The 20041-nt window shown below is 69.9% G+C and carries 19 protein-coding genes; 14 read left to right on the forward strand and 5 right to left on the reverse strand.

What is annotated here, in order from left to right; all coding sequences use genetic code 11:
- The 7 genes from flhF to G6N75_RS05535 all read left to right on the forward strand — a co-directional run.
- Window positions 1-1018 (forward strand): flagellar biosynthesis protein FlhF (gene flhF, locus G6N75_RS05505; protein ID WP_165347355.1); only part of this gene is annotated, 1018 nt, incomplete at its 5' end.
- Window positions 1005-1895 (forward strand): MinD/ParA family protein, encoded by an 891-nt coding sequence (locus G6N75_RS05510; protein WP_165347356.1) that lies wholly within the window; start codon window positions 1005-1007, stop codon window positions 1893-1895. The genes flhF and G6N75_RS05510, both read left to right, overlap by 14 nt.
- Window positions 1896-1897: 2 nt before the next feature.
- On the forward strand, window positions 1898-2623 hold the full coding sequence (locus G6N75_RS05515; protein WP_165347357.1) for an RNA polymerase sigma factor FliA: 726 nt from the start codon (window positions 1898-1900) through the stop codon (window positions 2621-2623).
- 68 nt (window positions 2624-2691) lie between these two features.
- Window positions 2692-3486 (forward strand): flagellar motor protein, encoded by a 795-nt coding sequence (locus G6N75_RS05520; protein ID WP_165347358.1) that lies wholly within the window; start codon window positions 2692-2694, stop codon window positions 3484-3486.
- Window positions 3487-3490: 4 nt separating this feature from the next.
- Window positions 3491-4387 (forward strand): flagellar motor protein MotD, encoded by an 897-nt coding sequence (gene motD / locus G6N75_RS05525; protein ID WP_165347359.1) that lies wholly within the window; start codon window positions 3491-3493, stop codon window positions 4385-4387.
- A gap of 199 nt (window positions 4388-4586) precedes the next feature.
- Window positions 4587-4997, forward strand: coding sequence for a DUF2802 domain-containing protein (locus G6N75_RS05530; protein ID WP_165347360.1), 411 nt, complete (start codon window positions 4587-4589; stop codon window positions 4995-4997).
- A gap of 39 nt (window positions 4998-5036) precedes the next feature.
- Entirely contained in the window at window positions 5037-6914 is a 1878-nt protein-coding gene (locus tag G6N75_RS05535) for a tetratricopeptide repeat-containing sulfotransferase family protein (RefSeq protein WP_165347361.1), read from the forward strand.
- A gap of 70 nt (window positions 6915-6984) precedes the next feature.
- Here G6N75_RS05535 and G6N75_RS05540 read toward each other — a convergent pair whose 3' ends face one another.
- Both G6N75_RS05540 and G6N75_RS05545 read right to left on the reverse strand, forming a co-directional pair.
- Window positions 6985-7641, reverse strand: a complete 657-nt coding sequence (locus G6N75_RS05540) for a hypothetical protein (protein ID WP_165347362.1) — start codon at window positions 7639-7641, stop codon at window positions 6985-6987.
- A gap of 105 nt (window positions 7642-7746) precedes the next feature.
- The gene (locus tag G6N75_RS05545) at window positions 7747-8316 is read right to left on the reverse strand and encodes a hypothetical protein (protein WP_165347363.1); all 570 of its coding nucleotides are present in this window, start codon (window positions 8314-8316) and stop codon (window positions 7747-7749) included.
- 100 nt (window positions 8317-8416) lie between these two features.
- Between G6N75_RS05545 and G6N75_RS05550 the strand changes: the two genes are divergently transcribed.
- From G6N75_RS05550 to hemN, 4 genes are all read left to right on the forward strand, one after another.
- Window positions 8417-9448 carry a class I SAM-dependent methyltransferase gene (locus G6N75_RS05550; protein ID WP_165347364.1) on the forward strand — a complete coding sequence of 344 codons (1032 nt, stop codon included), beginning with the start codon at window positions 8417-8419 and terminating at the stop codon, window positions 9446-9448.
- 397 nt (window positions 9449-9845) lie between these two features.
- Window positions 9846-12506, forward strand: a complete 2661-nt coding sequence (locus G6N75_RS05555) for a TonB-dependent receptor (RefSeq protein WP_165347365.1) — start codon at window positions 9846-9848, stop codon at window positions 12504-12506.
- 91 nt (window positions 12507-12597) lie between these two features.
- Window positions 12598-12981: a hypothetical protein gene (locus G6N75_RS05560; protein WP_165347366.1), complete on the forward strand. Its 384-nt coding sequence runs from the start codon at window positions 12598-12600 to the stop codon at window positions 12979-12981.
- Window positions 12982-13093: 112 nt separating this feature from the next.
- Window positions 13094-14491: an oxygen-independent coproporphyrinogen III oxidase gene (hemN, locus tag G6N75_RS05565; protein WP_165347367.1), complete on the forward strand. Its 1398-nt coding sequence runs from the start codon at window positions 13094-13096 to the stop codon at window positions 14489-14491.
- Here the strand turns inward: hemN and G6N75_RS15250 are convergent.
- From G6N75_RS15250 to glgA, 3 genes are all read right to left on the reverse strand, one after another.
- Window positions 14488-14988, reverse strand: coding sequence for a DUF192 domain-containing protein (locus G6N75_RS15250; protein WP_206202952.1), 501 nt, complete (start codon window positions 14986-14988; stop codon window positions 14488-14490). The genes hemN and G6N75_RS15250 overlap by 4 nt on opposite strands.
- A gap of 1 nt (window position 14989) precedes the next feature.
- On the reverse strand, window positions 14990-15532 hold the full coding sequence (locus G6N75_RS05575) for a hypothetical protein (protein WP_165347368.1): 543 nt from the start codon (window positions 15530-15532) through the stop codon (window positions 14990-14992).
- Window positions 15533-15922: 390 nt separating this feature from the next.
- A complete protein-coding gene (gene glgA / locus G6N75_RS05580) occupies window positions 15923-17404 on the reverse strand; it encodes a glycogen synthase GlgA (protein ID WP_165347369.1) in 1482 nt (493 codons plus the stop codon).
- Between the two features lie 124 nt (window positions 17405-17528).
- On the opposite strand from glgA, the gene glgC reads away from it, so the two are divergent.
- Genes glgC through G6N75_RS05595 form a run of 3 tightly spaced genes read left to right on the forward strand, consistent with a single transcriptional unit; the run spans window position 17529 to window position 20038 of the window.
- Window positions 17529-18785: a glucose-1-phosphate adenylyltransferase gene (glgC, locus tag G6N75_RS05585; protein ID WP_165347370.1), complete on the forward strand. Its 1257-nt coding sequence runs from the start codon at window positions 17529-17531 to the stop codon at window positions 18783-18785.
- Window positions 18785-19603: a dienelactone hydrolase family protein gene (locus tag G6N75_RS05590; RefSeq protein WP_165347371.1), complete on the forward strand. Its 819-nt coding sequence runs from the start codon at window positions 18785-18787 to the stop codon at window positions 19601-19603. The genes glgC and G6N75_RS05590 overlap by 1 nt, the downstream gene beginning before the upstream one ends.
- 3 nt (window positions 19604-19606) lie before the next feature.
- On the forward strand, window positions 19607-20038 hold the full coding sequence (locus G6N75_RS05595) for an MAPEG family protein (RefSeq protein WP_165347372.1): 432 nt from the start codon (window positions 19607-19609) through the stop codon (window positions 20036-20038).
- The last annotated feature ends 3 nt before the right edge of the window (window positions 20039-20041 follow it).

A 20041-nucleotide genomic window follows, 5' to 3' on the forward strand; every position in this document is an offset into this window, starting at 1 on the left:
CGCTCCGGCCGCTCCGCCCCGGGTCCCCGAACCCGCGCCGCCGGCCGAGCGCCCGGCGCCGCCGCGGGTGGAGTGGGCGCAGGATCCCGCCCTGTCCGCGATGCGCGAGGAACTCAAGTCCCTGCGGGCCATCCTGCAGGACCAGATGGCCCGCCTGGCCACCTCGGACTACGACCGCCGCGAGCCGGTCCGGGCGGAGATCGTCCGGCGCCTGGCGCGGGCCGGCTTCGACGAGGCCGTGGCGCGCGGCATTGCCGCGGGCACCACGGACCTCGCCACCCTCGGCGAGGCCTGGCAGGAAGCCCTGTTCGGCCTGGCCCGGCGCCTGCCGGTGGTCGCGACCGACCCGCTCGAGCAGGCCCGGGCGATCGCCCTGGTCGGCGCCACGGGTGTCGGCAAGACCACCACCGCGGCCAAGCTGGCCGCGCGGGCCTGCCTCCGCTACGGCAGCAAGTCCGTGGCCCTCATCAGCACCGACGACTACCGGGTCGGCGCGCAGCGGCAGCTGGCCTCCTTCGGCCTGCTGCTCGGCGTGCCGGTGCGCCAGGCGCGCTCCAGCAGCGAGCTGGCCGATCACCTGGCCGAGTTCGGCAGCCGCCGCCTGGTGATCGTCGATACCGCCGGCCTGGGCCAGCACGACCTGCGCCTGCTCGAGGAGAGCCGCAGGCTCAGCGAGCTGGCCGACCTCGAGAGTTATCTCGTGATGTCCGCCAATGTGCAGCGGGAGGTGATGGAAGAAGTCGTCGATGCCTTCGGCCGCGAGCGGCTGGCCGGCTGCATCCTGACCAAGCTCGACGAGGCGGCTCGCCTCGGTCCCGCGCTGTCGACCCTGCTGGCGCGCCAACTCCCCGTGGCGTTCGTCAGCGAGGGCCAGCGCGTGCCGGAAGACCTCCGGCCGGCACGCGCCCGGGACCTGGTGAGCCAGGCGCTGGCGCCGCCGGCGCGCGGGGCCGGCCCGGCCAGGGCCAGGCAAGCGGCAGCCGGACCGGCCCTGGAGGTGCGCCATGCGTCAGCCTGAACTGGCCGGCCAGGCCCAGGGCCTGGCCCGTTTCCGTCGTCCCCGTCCGGTCCGCGTGCTGGCGGTCGCCAGCGGCAAGGGCGGGGTCGGCAAGACCAACGTCTCGGTAAACCTCGGCGTCGCCTTCGCCGCCATGCAGCGGCGCACCATGCTGCTGGACGCCGACCTCGGGCTGGCCAACGTGGACGTCCTGCTCGGCCTCGAGGTCCCGTACAACCTCTCGCACCTGCTCAGCGGCGAGCGCGAGCTGGAGGAGATCGTGGTTCCCGGGCCCGGCGGCCTGAGAATCGTGCCTGCCTCCTCCGGCGTGGCGCGCCTGGCCGATCTCACCCTTGCCGAGCACGCCGGCGTGATCGCGGCCTTCAGCAGCCTGGCGGAGCCGGTCGACATCCTGATCGTGGACGTGGCGGCCGGCATCAGCCCGTCCGTGCTGCAGTTCTGCGCCGCGGCCCAGGACGTGATGGTCGTGGTCTGTGACGAGCCTTCGTCCCTGACCGACGCCTATGCCCTGGTGAAGGTGCTGGCGCGGGACCACGGCGTGCGCCGCTTTCACACCATCACCAACCGGGTAGACTCCGCCGCCCACGGCCGGCGGCTCCACGGCAAGCTGCAGGCGGTCTGCGACCGCTTCCTGGACATCCCGCTCCAGCACCTCGGAGCAGTGCCCGAGGACCCCCTGCTGCGGCGGGCCGTGCAGATGCAGACGCCGGTCGTGTCGGCCTACCCGACCAGCCCGGCGGCGCGGGCATTCAAGGATCTGGCGCGCCTGGCCGATAACCTCCCCGAGCCCCGCGGCATGAGCGGCAGCATCGAGTTCTTTCTCGACCGGCTGGCCGATCCGGGCCAGCGGGAAGAAGCGTTCGAGGCGGCGGTCTGACCATGTACGGCGCCGCGCGACAACTGGATAGCGAGAGGCTGGTCGAGGAGCATCTCGGCCTGGTGAAGCGGATCGCCTGCCACCTGCTTGGCCGGCTGCCCGCGAACGTGCAACTGGAGGACCTGGTCCAGGCTGGAACGATCGGATTACTGGAAGCGGCGCGGCACTTCGATGCCGGCCAGGGCGCGAGTTTCGAGACCTATGCCGGGATCCGGATTCGCGGGGCGATGCTGGACGAAGTGCGACGCAACGACTGGACGCCCCGCTCGGTCCATCGCAACGGGCGCCGCGTTTCGGCGGCGATCAAGGCGGTAGAGAACGCGACCGGCCGGGAGGCGCAGCCCCGCGAGATCGCTGCCGCGCTGGAGGTGGATATCGATGAGTATCACGCGATGGCGCGGGACACGGTGGCGGCGCGGCTTTTCAGCCTCAGCGAGCTGGCCGAGGACGGGGGCGGCTTCGAGGAGCGCCTGCCGGGCGACGAGGTCGGACCGGCCGGGGCCTTCGATCGCGAGTCCTTCGGGCGCGACCTGGCCGTGGCCATCGACAGCCTGCCCGAACGCGAGCAGCTGGTGATGTCGCTGTATTACGAACAGGACCTGAACCTGCGGGAGATCGGCGCCGTGCTCGGCGTCACCGAGTCGCGAGTATGCCAGCTGCACGGCCAGGCCCTGGCCCGGGTGCGGGCGCGGCTGGCGAGCTGGGTCGAAGACGGGGGCCTGGGCTGAGCAGGCCGGGCCCCTAGGAACATGGCGAGGAGCGAGTGAGCGCAACCGGTCAATCTGTCGGTCAGGACGTGGAAGCACAGGGTGGCGAGGACGCGGCCCCGTCCGGTCGCGGCCGCCTCGATGTTCTCAGCGTCGCCGGGCTGGCGCTCGGCCTGGTCGCGATCCTCGGCGGCAGCATCCTCAAGGGCAGCGGGCTGGCCGCGCTGTGGAACGGCGCGGCCTTCGTCATCGTGATCGTCGGCACGTTCGCGGCCACCCTGCTGCACGTGCGCCTGGAGACCTTCAAGCACGCGATGAAGATGCTGGCCTGGATCTTCCAGCCGCCGCCGCACGATCCCGCCGAGGCGATCACCAAGATCGTCAACTGGAGCCAGGTGGCCCGCAAGGAGGGCCTGCTGGGACTCGAGAGCATGGCGGAAGAGGAAACCGACGCCTTCATGCAGAAAGGCCTGCAGCTGCTGGTCGACGGCAGCGAGCCGGAGACCCTGCGCAGCATCCTGGAAGTGGACATCGGCAGCCGCGAGGATTACGACACCCGCGGCGCCAAGGTGTTCGAAAGCATGGGCATCTACGCCCCGACGCTGGGCATCATCGGCGCCGTGCTCGGCCTGATGGCGGTGATGCAGAACCTCGCCGACCCGAGCAAGCTCGGCGCCGGCATCGCCGCGGCCTTCACCGCGACCATCTACGGCATCGCCAGCGCCAACCTGTTCTTCCTGCCGGTCGCCGCCAAGCTCAAGACGGCCGTGGCGGAGGGCACCACCTACCGCGAGATGCTGGTAGAGGGCATGGTCTCCATCGCGCAGGGCGAAAACCCGCGCAACATCGAGACCAAGCTCAAGGGCTACACGAGCGCTGGTTGATCCGGTGGCGCGCAAGAAGCACAAAGAGGAGCACGCCAACCACGAAGCCTGGGCCATTCCCTACGGCGACCTGGTCACGCTGCTGCTGGCCTTCTTCGTCGTGATGTACGCGGTCTCCTCGGTGAACGAGGGCAAGTACCGCGCGCTCTCCGATTCCCTCGTCGCCGCCTTCCGCGGCGCGCCGCGCACCATGGAGCCGGTCCAGGTGGGCGCTTTCCAGGTCCGCGCCGACCAGGAGCTCGAGACGGGCCTGCCGCGCACGCTGGTGCCGTTCGAGGTCGACGCGCCGACCAACATGGTCGGGACGGACATGGAAACCACCCGCTACGGCGAGACCGGCGTGGGCCCGGGCGACGGCACTGGCGCCGACGATGCGGCCTGGATCCTCATCGAGCGTCTCGAGGACGAGGTGCTGGCGGCGATGGCGCCGCTGATCGACGCCGACATGATCAAGGTCCGCCGGGTGTCGTACTGGCTCGAGGTCGAGATCAACACCAGTTTCCTCTTCGCCAGCGGCAGCGCCACGGTGGCGCCGGACGCCGTGCCGGCGATCCAGCGCCTGGCGGTCCTGCTCAAGGACGCCGGGGTGCGGCTGCAGGTGGAGGGCCACACCGACTCCGTGCCGATCAGCACGGCCCAGTTCCCGTCCAACTGGGAGCTGTCCGCCGGCCGCGCCGCCAGCGTCGTGCACCTGCTGGCGGGGTACGGGATCGACCCGTCGAGCATGGCGGCCGTGGGCTATGGCGAGTACCGGCCGGTCGCCAGCAACGAGACCCTCGAAGGCCGCCGCCAGAACCGGCGCGTGCTGATCATCGTGATGTCCGGCAAGAACGAGGACCGGGAGCTGGCGGGTGCCAGCGCGGGCGCCGACGCCGCGCCGTCCGCGGAGCCGGCCACGTGAGCGCTTTCGGCCCCCTCAAGCCGATCGAGCCGGTGTGGCCGCGGCGGCCGCCCGGGGAGCGGCGCGAACGGGACCAGGGCAGGTCGCGGACGCCGGAACCGCCCGCGGAGCGGGACCCCGCTGGAGGGGAACCCTCGACTGATGGACAATCGGGCGACGGGAAGCCGCCGGCCCGGGGCGGTATCGTGGATGAATACGCATGAACGATCACCAGGTATACGCCGCCGTGGCCGTGCTCGTGGTACTCGCCATGGCGCTGTGGCTGTCCTTGCGTGCGCTCCGCCGCATCGAGCAGGCCCACGCGCGCCAGGCGGATCTCGAGGCCGGCCTGGCCGCAGCCCGGGAGGCGCAGGCCGCCGCGGAGGCCGCCGCGCGCGAAGCGGCGGCGGAGTTCGCCCGGCGCCAGGCTGAGGCCGAGGCCCGGTTGGCGGGCATCGAGGAGCAGCTGGAACAGCTGCGGCTGATGGAGGAGGGCGACGGCGACTATGGCCGGGCCATCCGGATGGCGCGCCAGGGCGCGACTGCGGAGGACCTGGCCCGGGATTTCGGGCTCAACCGGGGCGAGGCGGAGCTGATCGTCTCCCTGCATGGCAGCCCCGGCGGGGCCTAGCGGGTCGGCCGCGCGGCGCCCGGACCCGGATTCGCAGCCATGATGAGCCTCCTGCAGAGCCGCTCGATCAAGAAGACCGGACGGCGGGTCGCCGTCGACCTGCAGAAGGCCGAGCGCGCCTTCAAGGACGGCCACCTCAGGGAAGCCGAGCAGCTCTGCGGCGAGATCCTGGAAGAAAGCCCGGGCAACTGCCAGGCGCGGCTGCTGCTGGCCGAGCTCTGTTACCGCGAGGAACGCTTCGAGGAGGCGGAGAGCTGGGTCAGCCGGGCCCGCGAGATCGAGCCGGACAACCCCCGCGGGCTGAACCTGCAGGGCCGGCTGCTGCTGCGCGCCGGCGACCTGCCGGGCGCCGCGACCGCGTTTCGCCAGGCGACCGAGGGCGCGCCCGACTATGCCGACGCGCGGGCGAACCTCGGCCATGTGCTGCGCGAGACAGGCCGGATCGAGGAGGCGGAGCAGTGCTTCCTGCAGGCTATCGAGCACGACCAGGAACACGGGCTGGCCAATCTCTCGCTCGGGCGGATGTATTACGAGCAGCGGCGCCCGGGCCATGCCGTGGGCTACCTCCAGGCCGGCATCCAGCGCGAACTGTCCCACCGCGAGGGCCAGCACACGCTTGCCGTGGCGCTGTGGGAGCTGGGTCGTTACGACGAGTCGATCACGGCCTTCCGCCGCCTGGTGGCTGCGGGGGACGAGGATCCTGACGTCTACTGCGGGCTGGCCCGCGCGCTGGCGGCGATGGGCGAGCTGGACCAGGCGCTGGCTGCCTACGAAGCCGCGCTCGAGTTCGATCCGGGGCATGCCGCAGCGGCGGCCGGGCTGACCGACGTCCTGCTGGCGCTGGGGCAGGCCGCGGCGGCCCTGGCGTTCGTCCGGCCCCGGGGCGAGGACGGCGCCTCCGCGCCCTGCCTGCAGGTGGCCTGTGCCCGCGCCCTGCGCGCGACCGGGCGCCCGGCCGAAGCGCTGTTGCAGCTGGCGGCCCTGGTCAAGCGGTTCCCTCCCGGCGAGGCGCTGGCGCCGGCCCATCGGCTGCTGGGCGAACTGCTGGATGCGCGCGGGGAGTACGAACGGGCCTTCGCCCAGCTGCGCCAGGCCCACCGGCTCGGCCCGGCCCGCTTCGACGCGGCCGCCCACGAGGCCCTGGTGCAACGCCTGATCGACACTTTCGACCGCGACTTGCTGGACAGCCTGCCGCGGGGCTCCGCTTCAAGCGTGCCGGTGTTCGTCCTCGGCCTGCCGGGCGCCGGCACGGGACGGGTGGCGCGGCTGATCGCCGGCCATGAGCATGCCGCCAGCGCGGGCGCCCTGCCGCACATCGACCTTGGCGCGGGCCGGCTGGAACGCTACAACAGCGCCGGCCTGGCCTACCCCGAGTGCCTGCAGCTGATGAGCGAGCGGGAATTGCGCGAGCTGTCGGCCACCCAGCTCGCTCGCCTGTTCGTGGCAGGCGAGGGTGCGCGCCGGATCGTGGACTCGATGTGGCTGAATTTCCTGCACGTCGGCCTCATCGAGCTGATGTTCCCCCAAGCGCGCCTGATCCACTGTCGCCGCGATCCGGTCGATGTCGGCCTGGGCTGCTACTTCCGCGCCTTCGAGGGGGTGCCGGCGAGGTTCTCCGGGGAGCTGGAAGACTTCGGGGCTTACCACGCTTCCTACCTGCGCCTGATGGCGCACTGGCGCGACACCACGCGCCTCCCGCTGCTCGAAGTCGACTACGACACCTTGTGCCGCGACCCGGCCGCCGAGGGGCTGCGCATCATGGAGTTCCTCGGTCTCGACCCGGCCGGGCTCGGCGCCCCGGCGCCGGACCCCGGTGCGGCTGCCGAGGGCCGGCCGGGCTGGCATCGGGCCTACGCTGAGTGGCTGGAGCCGCTGCGCCGCAGCCTCGCGACCGCCGGCGGCACGGACCCGGCCTGAGCCTGGATGAAAGAAGGGGCGACGGCCCGCCAGGGTCGTCGCCCCTCTCCGGTTCCCCCGTCAGGCCCGCTCAGCTGGTGGTGGTCTTCTTCTTGCTGACGGCCTTTTTCTTGCTCGCAGCTTTCTTCTTGCTGGCTGTTTTCTTTTTGGTCGCAGGCCGCTTCTTCGCGGTGGTCTTCTTCTTCGCCACCGGCTTCTTCTTGCTCGCGGCCTTCTTTTTCGCCGCCGGCTTCTTCTTGCTTGCAGCTTTCTTCTTCGCGGCGGCCTTTTTCTTGGTCGCCGGCTTGCGGGCCGCGGCCTTGCGCTTGCGCGCGGGCTTCTTCTTCGGCGCCGTGCCGGTGCGCTTCGACCATTCTTTCTCGACCGCGGCGACGGCCTTGTCGATGCCGCTGACCCGGCGGAAATAGTCATAGGCCTTGGTGGCCTCGGTGCGCAGCCACTTCTGGTCCTTGGTGACGGCGTCCAGCTCCTTGCGGGCGTCCGTCAGCATTCTTTCAAGCCGCTTGGCCTGGGTGGCGGCGGCCTTCGAGCCCTCGTCGACGGCCTTCTGGGCCTGCTCCTGCAGGCGCCGGGCCAGGTCGTTGACCCGTTCCGCCGTCTTGTTGGCGCGTGCCGTCAGCTTGTCGAGCTCGCGCCGCAACCCATCATAGGTGCGCTGCGCGGCGTTGATCAGTTCCTGCCGTGCGTCCTGGAAGGTTTTCTCGATTTCGCTCAGCTGTCTGTCCATCAGTTTTTCCTTCACGTGCGTGCCCAGGCGCGCAGCGCGCCCTTCTCCGCGCACTATAGTGCAGCGGGGGGAGCTGTTCCAAAGAAAACGCGCTTCGGATTTCCGCTACTTGATGCGCTGGACCCGTACCGTCCGGTTGAGGCCTTCGGGCTGCAGCGAGAAACTGCCGAGAAAACCGCGGGTGATGATGACGGCCCGGTCCTGGCCGCTGTACTCGTAACGCCCCGTGCCGGTCTGCTGCCAGACCTGGCCGTTGTCGAGCTCGAAAACAGTGTCGCCGGTCCAGCCTTGGAAACCGCCGACGACGCCGGCCTTGATCGACGCGGTCTCTGCCGCGCGCTCCTGCTCCAGGCCGAATTCCTCTTCGGGGGTCGGCGCCGGGGCCGCCGGGGCCGCGGCTGCAGCGGCCGGCGCACCCCGCTCGCCCGCGGCCTCCGGCAGGGCCAGCCCGAACTCGATGACCGCGACCGCCATCCGGTCGTAACAGGCCAGGCGTTCCGTGGGATCGCGCAGCTCCAGGCACTCGATGAACCCGCGCGTCGCGTCCCGGGCTTGTCCTGCCTCCTGGGCCGGCGCGACGGCGGGCAGGAGCAGCGCCGCCAGGCACCACCACGCGCGGCGCCCCGCAACACGAATCGGCAGGTGGACGGAAGACAGCGGGGACTCCATGGGCATGGGGCTTCTCCGTGGCGCCGTGGAACGGGCGCTGCGCTCGGGCTGGACAGTCGATTACCGGTTATTCTACTTGAGGGCCGGCAAGGTGCAGAGTAACAGCATGGGGCAGCAATCCGCGGGCGGTACGCGCACGCGCCTGGATGCCGAGGAGTGGAGCCGGTTCTGGGAGCGCGGGACCGTCACGACCTTCGAAGGCCACTTCCGGGGCAATTACGACGCCGAGATCCGCGACTTCTGGCGGGCCGCCTTTGCGCCGCTGCCCGCCGGGGCGGCCGTGGTGGACCTGGCGACCGGCAACGGCGCTGTGGCCCTGCTGGCCGCGGAATTCGCCCGTGCCGAGTCCCGGCCCCTGCAGGTCGTCGGTCTCGACAGCGCCGCGATCGACGCGCAGCGGCTCGAGGCGGCGCGCCCCGAACTCGCCGCCGACCTGGCGGCCGTAACCCTGCAGGGCGGGGTGCGGCTCGAGGCCACCGGACTCGAACCGGCGAGCGTCGACCTGGTGACCAGCCAGTACGGTTTCGAATACGGCGACACTGCCGCCGGCAGCAGGGAGATCGCCCGCATCCTGCGGCCCGGCGGCCGCGTCGCCATGGTGATCCATCACGACGGCTCGGCCATCCTGTCGCAGGCGCGCGAGGGGCTGGCCCAGGTCCGCATGTGCCTCGAGGAGGAGCGCTTCCTCTACCTGGGACGGCGGATGATCAAGCTGTTCCGGGGACTCAAGCCCGGCCCGCAGCGGGGCGGCGTGCAGTGGACGCCGGGGGCAATCCGGCTGCGCGAGGAATTGATGGCGGCGGCGGCGCGGCTGCAGCAGCACGCCCGCCGACCGGAAGTCCGCCGCGCGGACGCCGGCTTCCTGGAGTTCATCGTGCCGGCAGTGCTCAAGCTGCTGGAGCAGAGCCGCGCGCTGTCGCCGGCCGCGCTGGAGCAGGCCTGGGGCGAGATCGAGGGCGAGGCCGAAGCCTACCGCCTGCGCATGGCGGACCTGGTCTCGGCGGCCTGCAGCGAGCGGGACATGGCGCGCATCGGCACGGAATTCGCGGCGGCCGGGCTGGAGGACGCGGCCTGGGTGCCGCTGCTCTACCGGGGTGAGTTGCTGCTCGGCTGGACGCTGGCGGCGCGCAAGCCCTGACCCCCTGCTGTTGCCTGGGCGCAACAACCTGGCGCCGCCGGCTGTTGCTAAAACGACACAAAAATCGACCGGGGCGACGGCCGCCGGACCGGCTCGCAGGCGGCCGGCGCGGCCCCGCGCAAAGACAATGAATTTGGACAGAATCCAGATCCGCGCATCGAGCCGCCGGTCATTTCGCCTGGGTTTCGGAACCTGCGTTAAACCGAAATAAAATCGCCGGCGGGTGTTGGCATCGGGCAACAAATTGAGCTAGTCTCCGGCGACGGGTGTTCAGGCCGAGTGGCTTTTTCGCACATTGCGGCCGCCAGACACTTGCTAAGGGGAGTCCGTCTCACGGGTCTGTGCTCGGTCGCAGCGCGCGAGCGGAAGCTTTGGAAACCTAGGAGGAAACCTTCCGATGAGAAACAACCAGCTCAGGCTTGCGGTGCGCTACGCGCTCGCGGCCGGCGCCCTGGCCACTACCGCCACCGCGCCGACTGCGTTTGCGCAGGAAGAGGAAGCCGCCGATCTGGAACGCGTCCAGGTCACCGGCTCGCGCATTAAGCGCACAGACATTGAGGGCGCCCTGCCCGTAACCGTCATCGATCGCGAGACGATCGAACTTTCCGGCGAGGCGTCCGTCGCGGACCTGCTTCGCAACCAGCCGATCAACAGCGCCGGTTCCTTCCGGCCGCAGTCCGGCAGCTCGGCCCAGTCCTTCGGCGGCATCTCGCTGCGCGCCCTGGGCGAAGGCCGCACGCTGGTGCTGATCGACGGCCGTCGGGCGCCGATCGCGCCGAACGTCGGCCAGGGCCAGGACCTGAACGCCATCCCGCTCGCCGCGGTTGAGCGCATCGAAATCCTGTCCGACGGCGCCTCGGCCATCTACGGTTCGGACGCCATCGGCGGCGTGGTGAACATCATCACCCGCAAGGACTTCACCGGCGCCCAGGTCACCGTCGGCGTGGGCAACCCGACCCGCGAGGGCGGCGACACCGAGGACGCTTCCGCGATCTTCGGCGCCGCCAGCGCCAACGGCCAGGTCATGGCCGGCTTCAACTACTCGAAGCGCGACATCGTCTTCCAGCGTGACCGCGAGTGGTCCGCCGGCGGCGCGTCGATTTTCTCGAACAACTTCCTGGGCTCGGATCCGTTCCGCTGGATCGGCCCGGATGACGGCCCCAACCTCGCCGGCCCGGCCGTGCCCGGCGGTTGCGCCGACCCCGGGTACTTCGTGGACGGCGGCTTCTGTTTCTACGACTTCACGCTGCAGGCCGCCGACGAGGCCGAGGTCGAGAACCAGTCGATCTTCAGCCGCGCCCGCTACGACATCAACATGGACTGGAGTGTCATCGGCAACTTCAGCGTGAATCGCGTGAAGTCCTTCGGCCGTTACGCACCCGTCCCGTCCTCGCCGTGGCTGGTGGGCGGCTTCGGCAACATCCTGCTGCCAATCGGCTCCCCGAACCATCCGGCGACTGCGCCGGCCGACGGCGGCCTGAACCCCGACTGGGCGGACTACCAGGGCGTCGCCGACGAGCTGCTGCTGCTGCGGCACCGCTTCGCGGCCAACGGCCCTCGCGATACCACCGTCGACGCTCCGACCTATACCTTCGAACTCGGGTTCGAAGGCCGGGTCGCCGACTGGGATCTCGAGGGTGGCATCCGCCGCGTCGATTCGCAGTACTTCGAACTGGGCCGGAACTACATCGTCTCGGCCCTGGCGCAGCCGCAGATCACCTCGGGTGCCTATAACATCTACGATCCGACCGGCAACTCGCAGGATGTGCTGCAGTCCTTCACGGCGACCATCAACCGGGACGCCCGGTTCGTGTCCCGCGAGGCCTACGCCCTGGCGTCGACCGACCTGTTCGAGATGGCGGCCGGCCCGGTGGGCTTCGCCTTCGGCGCCGAGTATCGCGACGAGGACTACAAGGACATCTACGACGACCTGCAGGCCAACGGCAACATCACCGGTTCCGCCGGCAACTCGGCCTTCGGCTCCCGTGACCAGTGGGCGGCCTTCTTCGAGACCCTGGTGCCGATCACCGACGACCTCGAGGTCACGATCGCCGGTCGTCATGACGACTACAGCGATTTCGGCAGCGAGTTCTCGCCGAAGCTGGCCTTCCGCTGGCAGCCGTTGGACGAGGTCACGGTCCGTGGCTCCTGGGGCCAGGGCTTCCGCGCCCCGACCCTGGACGTCCTGTCCCAGCAGCCGTCCTTCTCGGCTGACGCCGTCCGTGATCCTCAGACCTGTATCGCCTTCGGCCAGGCGGCCGACTGCCAGACCCAGATCACCGGTTTCGTCATTGCGAACCCGAACATCGGTCCCGAGCAGTCCGACCAGTACAGCTTCGGCGTGGCTTTCGAGCCGCTCGACTGGCTGAACGGCTCCGTGGACTACTGGGTCATCGAAGTCGAGGACCGGGTAGCCGCCATCGGCGCGCAGACGATCATCAACTGCCTCGCCGGCACCACCCAGAACTGCCCGCCGGGGCTGAGCGACCTGTCGGCGCTCGGCACTTCGCCGCCGTACCCGGATGCGGGCCTCGGCATCGCGCGCAACCCCGACGGTTCGATCCGCTTCCTGCAGCGCGGCTTCGCCTCGCTGGGTACGATCGACGTCTCCGGCCTGGACTTCAACCTGCAGACGAACTTCGACTTCGGTACGTACGGTCGCCTGACCAACGAGCTGCTGGCGAACTACCTGCTGAACTACGAGGTTGACAGCGGCGCCGACATCACCGGCGACGTTGGCCTGCCCGAGTGGCGTGCCATCCTGCGGAACGTCTGGACCTGGGGCGACTTCAACGTCGCATACAACATCAACTACATCGGCGGCCAGGATACGGCCCTCTCGTCGTCTCCGGACTTCGAGGACGGCCTGCCGTCCTGGACCACCCACGACATCCAGGTGAACTACTTCACCCCGTGGGACGGCCGAGTCACGGTTGGTGTGGACAACATCGGCGACCGGGATCCGGTCGTGGATCCGGGCGAGGGCCGGGGTTACAACAACTCGCTGTACGACGCCTACGGTCGTATCGTGTACTTCCGGTACATGCAGAACTTCTAAGTCCTGCCGGACCTGGAGTTCCAGCAGCCGGGGGCCCGCAAGGGCCCCCGGTTTTTTTGGCGCCGCGCCCGCGGACCGGTAGAATCGCGCCATGAAGACCTTGCGCCTGTACTGCCTCCTGCGCCGTCTCGGCCTCGCCGTCGCGGTGCTGGTCCTCGGTGGCGGCTGTGCGGCGGTGGAGGACCGGACCGACTATCATCGCCACTCCATGAGCGACCTGCGCGAGGACTGGCAGCGGCCCGGCATCTTTCTCTTCGAGACCACCACCTCCAGCCTCTATCCGGCCGACAGCGACGAGGCGGAGGCGAAGCGAATGGAGTGGCTGGCCGGCTGGATGAAACGCCTCGGCTATTGCCCGGGAGGCTGGGAGGTGGCGGACCGCTACCCGGTGCCGCCGGCGGAGCAGCGCGGCGCGCGCCACGACCTGCGCTACGACGTGCGCTGCACGGCCGCCCCCGCGGGCGGGGCCAATTGAGGCAAACCACGATTCCCCGCGCCGGCGCGATCAGGAATCATTCCCAGTCCATGGCGGCCGGAAGATGGCGGAACGCACCGCCGGCGCCCGATAACAGAACATGCGGTGACCCATGACGACCAAGACGGCAGAGTTCGATCTCGACCTGATCAAGCGCTATGACGGCCGCGGGCCGCGCTACACCTCTTATCCGACCGCCGTGCAGTTTCACGACGGCTTCGGCGAGGAGGATTACACGCGGCTCGCGCTGGCCAGCAACGCCGGCGACCCGGTGGCCCACCCGCTGTCGATCTACGTGCACGTGCCCTTCTGCCATTCGCTCTGCTACTACTGCGGGTGCCACAAGATCATCACCCGCCACCAGCACAGCGCCGATCCCTACGTCGAGCACCTGGTGGAGGAGATGCGCCTCCAGGGGCGGCTGTTCGACCCGCGCCGGCGCGTGGACCAGCTGCACTTCGGCGGCGGCACGCCGACCTTCCTGAACGACGCGCAGTTCACCAAGGTGATGGAAGGCCTGTTCAACAACTTCGGCCTCCACCACGGCGAGGAGCGCGAGTACTCGATCGAGATCGACCCGCGCAGCGTGGACGAGAGCACCATCCCGCGGCTGGCCGAGCTGGGCTTCAACCGGCTCTCGCTGGGCATCCAGGACTTCGACCCGGACGTCCAGCAGGCGGTCAACCGGCTGCAGGACGAGGACTGGACGCTGTTCCTGATCCGCCAGGCGCGCGAGCACGGTTTCCGCGGCGTGTCGGTCGACCTGATCTACGGGCTGCCGAAGCAGACGGCCGACAGCTTCACCCACACGCTGGAGTCGGTGGTGCAGGCGAAGCCGGACCGGATCGCGGCCTACAGCTACGCCCACCTGCCGGAAATGTTCCGCGCCCAGCGCCTGATCCGCAACGAGGACATGCCCTCGGCTGCAGAGAAGCTGGCGCTGCTGACGCGCACCGTGGAGTTCCTCACGGAGCGCGGCTACGAGTACATCGGCATGGACCATTTCGCCCTGCCGGAGGACGACCTGGTCAAGGCGCGTAACAACGGCACCCTGCACCGCAACTTCCAGGGCTACTCCACCCACTCCGAGCTCGATCTCATCGGGCTGGGCGTGAGCGCCATCGGCAAGGTCGGCCACAGCTACTCCCAGAGCATCAAGCTGCGCCACGACTACTACGACGCCATCGACGCGGGCCACATCCCGGTGCTGCGCGGCGTGGAGCTTACGCCGGACGACGTGCTGCGCCGCGAGGTCATCCACGCCCTGATGTGCGGCGGCGTGGCCGACATGCGGCAGATCGAGGCCCGCCACGGCATCGACTTCCCCGCGTACTTCGCGCGCGAGGTGGGCGAGATGAGGAAGCTGGCTGAGGACGGGCTGGTCGAGGTGGACGCGGACACCATTCGCGTCACGCCGAAGGGCCGCTTCCTGCTGCGGCCGATCGCGATGCCCTTCGACGCCTACCTGGCGGCGCGGCTGGCGGAGCAGCGCTTCTCCAAGGTGATCTAGGGGACTGTCCCGGGGACTGTCCCCAAAACCTCAAAAATGCGGTGCACCACCCGGTCGCCCGGCCGGATGCCGAGCGCCTCCGCGCGCCCGCCGCGGATCTCGAGCACGGCCCGCACCGGCTGTCCGGAGCGGATGAGGTCGGTGGAAAAGGGCCGGGTCTGCGCCGCGATGCGCACCACCTGCCCAGCCGGGTCGATGAACAGCATGTCGAGCGACAGCGGCGTGTTCTTCATCCACATCCCGACTTCGCGCGTCGTGCCGAAGTCGAACAGCATGCCGGCGTTCGGGTCCAGCGCAGTCACGTACATCAGGCCGCGCGCGCGCGTTGCCGCAGTGTCGGCCAGGTGCACCTCGAACATGTGCCGGGTGCCGTCGGCGACCTCGACCTCCACGCGTTCCAGCGGGAGGTCGTCGAGCGAAGCTGCGGCCAGGGTCATGGTATGCAGCGCCACGACCAGGGCGATCACGCACAGCGCGGGAAACAGGTAACGGCGCACGTCAGTCAGCCTCGTCTTCGAGCGGCCAGGCCGCGATACCGGTGAACTCGAAGGGACTGACGCGGATCTCGCCCTCGCGGGCCACGGCCTCGATCGGCGCCAGGCAGCGGCCGGCGCCACGGATGCGATACACGTCGGCCGACCCTGCGAGCACGGCGTTCTCTGCCACGTCCACCAGGCACGCATCGGCGCCCAGGGTGCCGAAGAACTCGGCCCGCCCCTCGCGCACGACGGTGAGGTTGGCCGGCAGTCCCTCGCCCGTGGCGCCGCGCTTCAGCCCGGTGATGCCGATGACGACGAGCAGCGACTCATCGGGCCGGTTGAACATCAGCCGCAGCGCGTCGCCGCCGGGGCGCGGGCCACCCGCGCACGTGGTGCCTTCGTTGTCCCAGTCGACCGTGGCAGCGAAGTGCCCGCTGATCGTCATCTGCAGCCGGCCGTCGCCGTCCGGTATGCAGCCGGCCCCCTCGTCGGCCGGGGCCGGGAGGGCGAGCAGCAGGGCCGGGACGACCCAGGCGAGGCGAGTGGCGGAGCGCATGTTCATGGGCCGGCACAGAGCAACGGGGAGGGCCGCGAGAATAGAGCTTTGTTGCGGTGTGTCAAGAGTGCATTTCGCCGATCCGGCCGCCTGGAAGCGCCGATTTTCCTTCCTGGTAGACGAACTAGAGTTCATAACCATATGTTTTTATTGATGTTGATTTCGAGCCGAAACAGCGGCCTAGGCATCGCCGCAGGATTCGGGCTATGCTTCGTCTCCGCGCCGCCACCCCCGCTCGGGGAGGCCACCGGTTCCAGGCAGGTCGGCCGCGGGCGTCCCGGGTCAAGGGTTCGCACTCAAGGCGATAAGCGCCGCCAGACTACGCGCATCGCGTGGCTCCAAGGTTGCCTTGTCTCCGTGGACCCGGAATGCCCTGGCCGATCTGCCGACCTGTCCTCAGTCTCCGTTCCGGCGCTGCGCGAGCGCCTCGCGGTAGACCTCGGCATAGCCCGCCGCCGGCCGGCCCCAGCCGAACTCGTGGCGCATCCCGTTGGCCTGCAGCCGCGCCCAGCCCGCCCGGTCGTCCCGGTACATGCTCACGGCGGCGTCGAGCGCCTGCGCCAGCGCCGGCCCGCTCGCATCGTCGAACAGGAAACCGGTGCCGCTGCCGTCCTGCACACTGGCGGCGGTGGCCTGGACGACGCTGTCGGCCAGCCCGCCGGTGCGGCGCACGACCGGGACGGTGCCGTACAGCTGGCTGTACATCTGGGTCAGGCCCGAAGGCTCGAACCGGGACGGCATGGCGAATACGTCCGCGCCGGCGATGAGCACATGCGACAGCGCCTCGTCGTAACCGAGGCACAACCCGACGCTGCCGGGATGCGCCGCCGACAGCTGCGCCAGGCTCGCTTCGAGTTCGCGCTCGCCGCCGCCCAGGAGCGCCCACTGGACCTGACGGGGAGCGAGGGCCTCCACCGCCTCCGGCAGCAGGTCCCAGCCCTTCTGGGAGGTCACGCGGCCCACCATCCCGATCAGCGGCAGGTCCGGCCCGCGGACCAGCCCGAAGCGGTCCTGGAGCTCGAGCTTGCAGCGCGCCTTGCCCGCCATCTCCGCGCTGGAGTAGCGGGCCGGCAGCAGCTGGTCCGTGGCGGGGTTCCAGGCCAGCTCGTCGACCCCGTTGAGGATGCCGGTCAGGGCGCCTGACCGGGCTTGCAGCACCCCGGCCATGCCCTGGCCGTACGTCTCGGTCACAACCTGCCGGGCATAAGTGGGACTGACCGTGGTCAGCCAGTCCGAGTACCAGAGACCTGCCTTCATGAAGCTGAGCTGGCCGTAGAACTCCAGCCCGTCCGGCTGCATGGCCGCCGCGGGCAGGCCGACCACGCCGGCAGTGGCGGCAGGGAAATTGCCCTGGTAGGCGAGGTTGTGGATGGTGAACACCGTGGCTGCCGTCACGGCCGGGTCGAAGCGCGCGTAGGCAGGCAGCAGGCCCGCATGCCAGTCGTGGCCGTGCAGGACGTCGGCGCGCCAGCCGTCCAGCCCCCGGGCGGTGCCGAACATGGCGCCGACCTTGCCCAGCAGGGCGAAGCGCAGCGCATTGTCCTCCCAGTCCCGGCCGTCCTCGTCACTGTAGGGGCCGCCGGGGCGGTCGTAGAGCGGGGCGCAGTGCAGCAGCCAGGTCGGGATTTCGTAGCCGGGCAGTCGGCCGCGCAGCAGGCGGGCGTGCGGCAGATCCGGCAGCACCTCGAAGGCGCGCCCGGCCGGCTTGCCGGCGAAAGCCTCCTCCACTTCCCGGTAGCCCGGCAGCAGCAGGCGCACGTCGTGGCCCGCATCGACCAGCGCGCGGGCCAGCGCGGGGACCACGTCGGCGAGGCCGCCGGTCTTGACCAGCGGCCACGTCTCGGCAACGACGAACAGGATCCTGAGTTGGGCAGGCATGGGGGCGGGGCACGCGGGAAACTCGCGCGAATGTAACACAGCGGCGCCTCGACCCGGACGGTGGCGGGAGGCCCTTGTACTGCTATCGTATGGACAGGACTTCCCGGCAGATTGGGGCAGCGTCATGAAGACACGAAGACCGGGCCGCTACGTCAGCAGCCTGACCCGCGACACCGTCGCGCTGATCCTCGCCGGCGGGCGCGGCACGCGGCTCAAGGCGCTGACGCTGAAACGCGCCAAGCCGGCGACGCCGTTCGGCGGCAAGTACCGCATTATCGACTTTCCGCTGTCGAACTGCGTCAATTCTGGCATCCGCCGCATCGCGGTGCTGACGCAGTACAAGGCGCACGACCTGATCGTCCACCTGCAGCGCGCCTGGGGTTACTTCCGCGGCGAATTCGGCGAGTTCGTCGAGACGCTGCCGGCGCAGCAGCAGATCGACTCCTCCTGGTACAAGGGCACCGCCGACGCGGTGTACCAGAATCTCGAGTACCTCCGCCGCCAGGAGCCCGAGCTGGTGCTGGTCCTCGCCGGCGACCACATCTACAAGATGGACTACGGCCTGATGCTGGCCGAGCACGCCGAACGCGGCGCGGACGTCACCGTCGGGACGGTCGAGGTCCCGGTGGAACGCGCGCGCGAGTTCGGCATCGTGACCATCGACGAGCAGAACCGGATCAACCGCTTCGTCGAAAAGCCCGAGCAGCCGGAGCCGATGCCGGGGCGCGAAGGCATCGCCCTGGCCTCCATGGGCATCTATGTGTTCAACGCCGACTTCCTGGAGCGCGTGCTGTGCGCCGACGCCGAGAACGGGGCGTCCGCCCACGACTTCGGGCGCAACATCGTGCCCGGCTGCATCGAAGCCGGGAACAACGTGCACGCCTACGTGTTCCAGGACGCCGAGACCAAGGTGCAGCTCTACTGGCGCGACGTCGGTAACGTCGACGCTTTTTACGATGCGAACATCGAGCTCACTTATGTCTCGCCGGAACTGAACCTGTACGACCGGGACTGGCCGATCTGGACCTACCAGGCCCAGCTGCCGCCGGCGAAGTTCATCCTGGACGACGACGAGCGGCGCGGCGAGGCAATCAACTCGATGGTGTCGGGCGGTTGCATCGTCTCGGGCGCGGTGATCCGCGAGTCCGTCCTGTTCAGCAACGTCCGCGTGGCGGAACAGACGACGGTGGAGCGATCCATTATCCTGCCCGACGTCGAGATCGGCCGGAAGTGCCGCATCGTCAAGACCATCATCGACGAGGATGCCGTCGTGCCCGACGGCACGATCATCGGCGTCGACCCGGACGAGGACCGGCGGCGCTTCTTCGTGACCAGGAACGGCGTCGTGCTGGTTACCGCTGACATGCTGGAGGTCCTGTGATGCTGAAGACACTGCTGACCGCGTTCCTGCTGCTTGGCGCCGCGACCGCGCTCGCGGCCGAGGCCGAGGAGAGCTACACCGACGCCATGGCCCGCGAGCACGCGGGCGACCAGCCGGTGGCCGGCGCGGCGGGCGGCACTGCCGCCGAGGGCGTGGTGGGCGAGGCGGTCGACTACGGTCCCGGCCGCGGCTACCTGGCGCGGCCGGCCGGCGCGCCGCGGGCCGGGCTGATCGTCATCCACGAGTGGTGGGGCCTGAACGACAACATCCGGGAGATGAGCAACCGCCTAGCGGCGGCCGGCTACCTCGCCCTGGCGGTGGACCTGTACGAGGGGGAAGTCGCCGCCGAGCCGGGCGAGGCGCGGGCGCTGATGCAGGGCCTGATGGAGGACGAGGAACGGGTGGCGCTGCACCTCGGCGCCGCCTTCGGCTGGCTGGAACGCGAGGGCGGCGTCGAACAGGTGGGCAGCATCGGCTGGTGCCTCGGCGGCGCCATGTCGTTGCGCACGGCCCTGATGCTGCCGGAGGAGCTGGACGCCGCCGTGATCTATTACGGCCGGCTGGTCACCGATCCCGCCGAGCTGGCGCCGCTCAGGATGCCCATCCTCGGCATCTTCGGCGGCCAGGACCGCGGCATCCCGGTGACGTCGGTGCGCGAGTTCGAGACCGTGCTCCAGGCACTGGGCAAGACCCACGAGATCGTGATCTACGAGGACGCGGACCACGCCTTCGCCAACCCCTCCGGCACGCGCTACCAGCCCGAGGCCGCGGCGGACGCCTGGGAACGGACCCTGGCGTTCCTGGCGGAGCACCTCTAGGCCATGAGCGCGACCGCGATGTTCTGGCCCATGCTCGGCATGGCGACGCTGACCGCCGTCGCCTGGGCGGTGATGGGGCGGCGCCGGCAGGCGGCCCTGCAAGGCAAGGAGATGCGGTTGGACGACTTCTCCGGCCGCGGCGAAGTGCCCATGACCGCGCCGGTGTCGGTCTCGACGCGGCATTTCGCCAACCATTTCGAGGTCCCTCTGCTGTTCCACGTCATCGGCGCGGTCCACCTGGCGCTCGGGGTGGCCAGCGTGTTCGCCGTGGCGGTGGGCTGGGGCTTCGTGCTGCTGCGCGCGCTGCACATGCGCGAGCATCTCGGCCGCAACCGGATCATGACCCGCTTCAACCTGTACGTGGCCAGCACCGCGCTGATGTGGCTGCTGTGGCTGCACCTGGCGGCCCAGCTGCTGCTCGGCGGCCGGGCCTAGGCT

This window comes from Thioalkalivibrio sp. XN8 (assembly GCF_011058255.1).
In the GTDB taxonomy this organism is placed as follows: domain Bacteria; phylum Pseudomonadota; class Gammaproteobacteria; order Steroidobacterales; family XN24; genus XN24.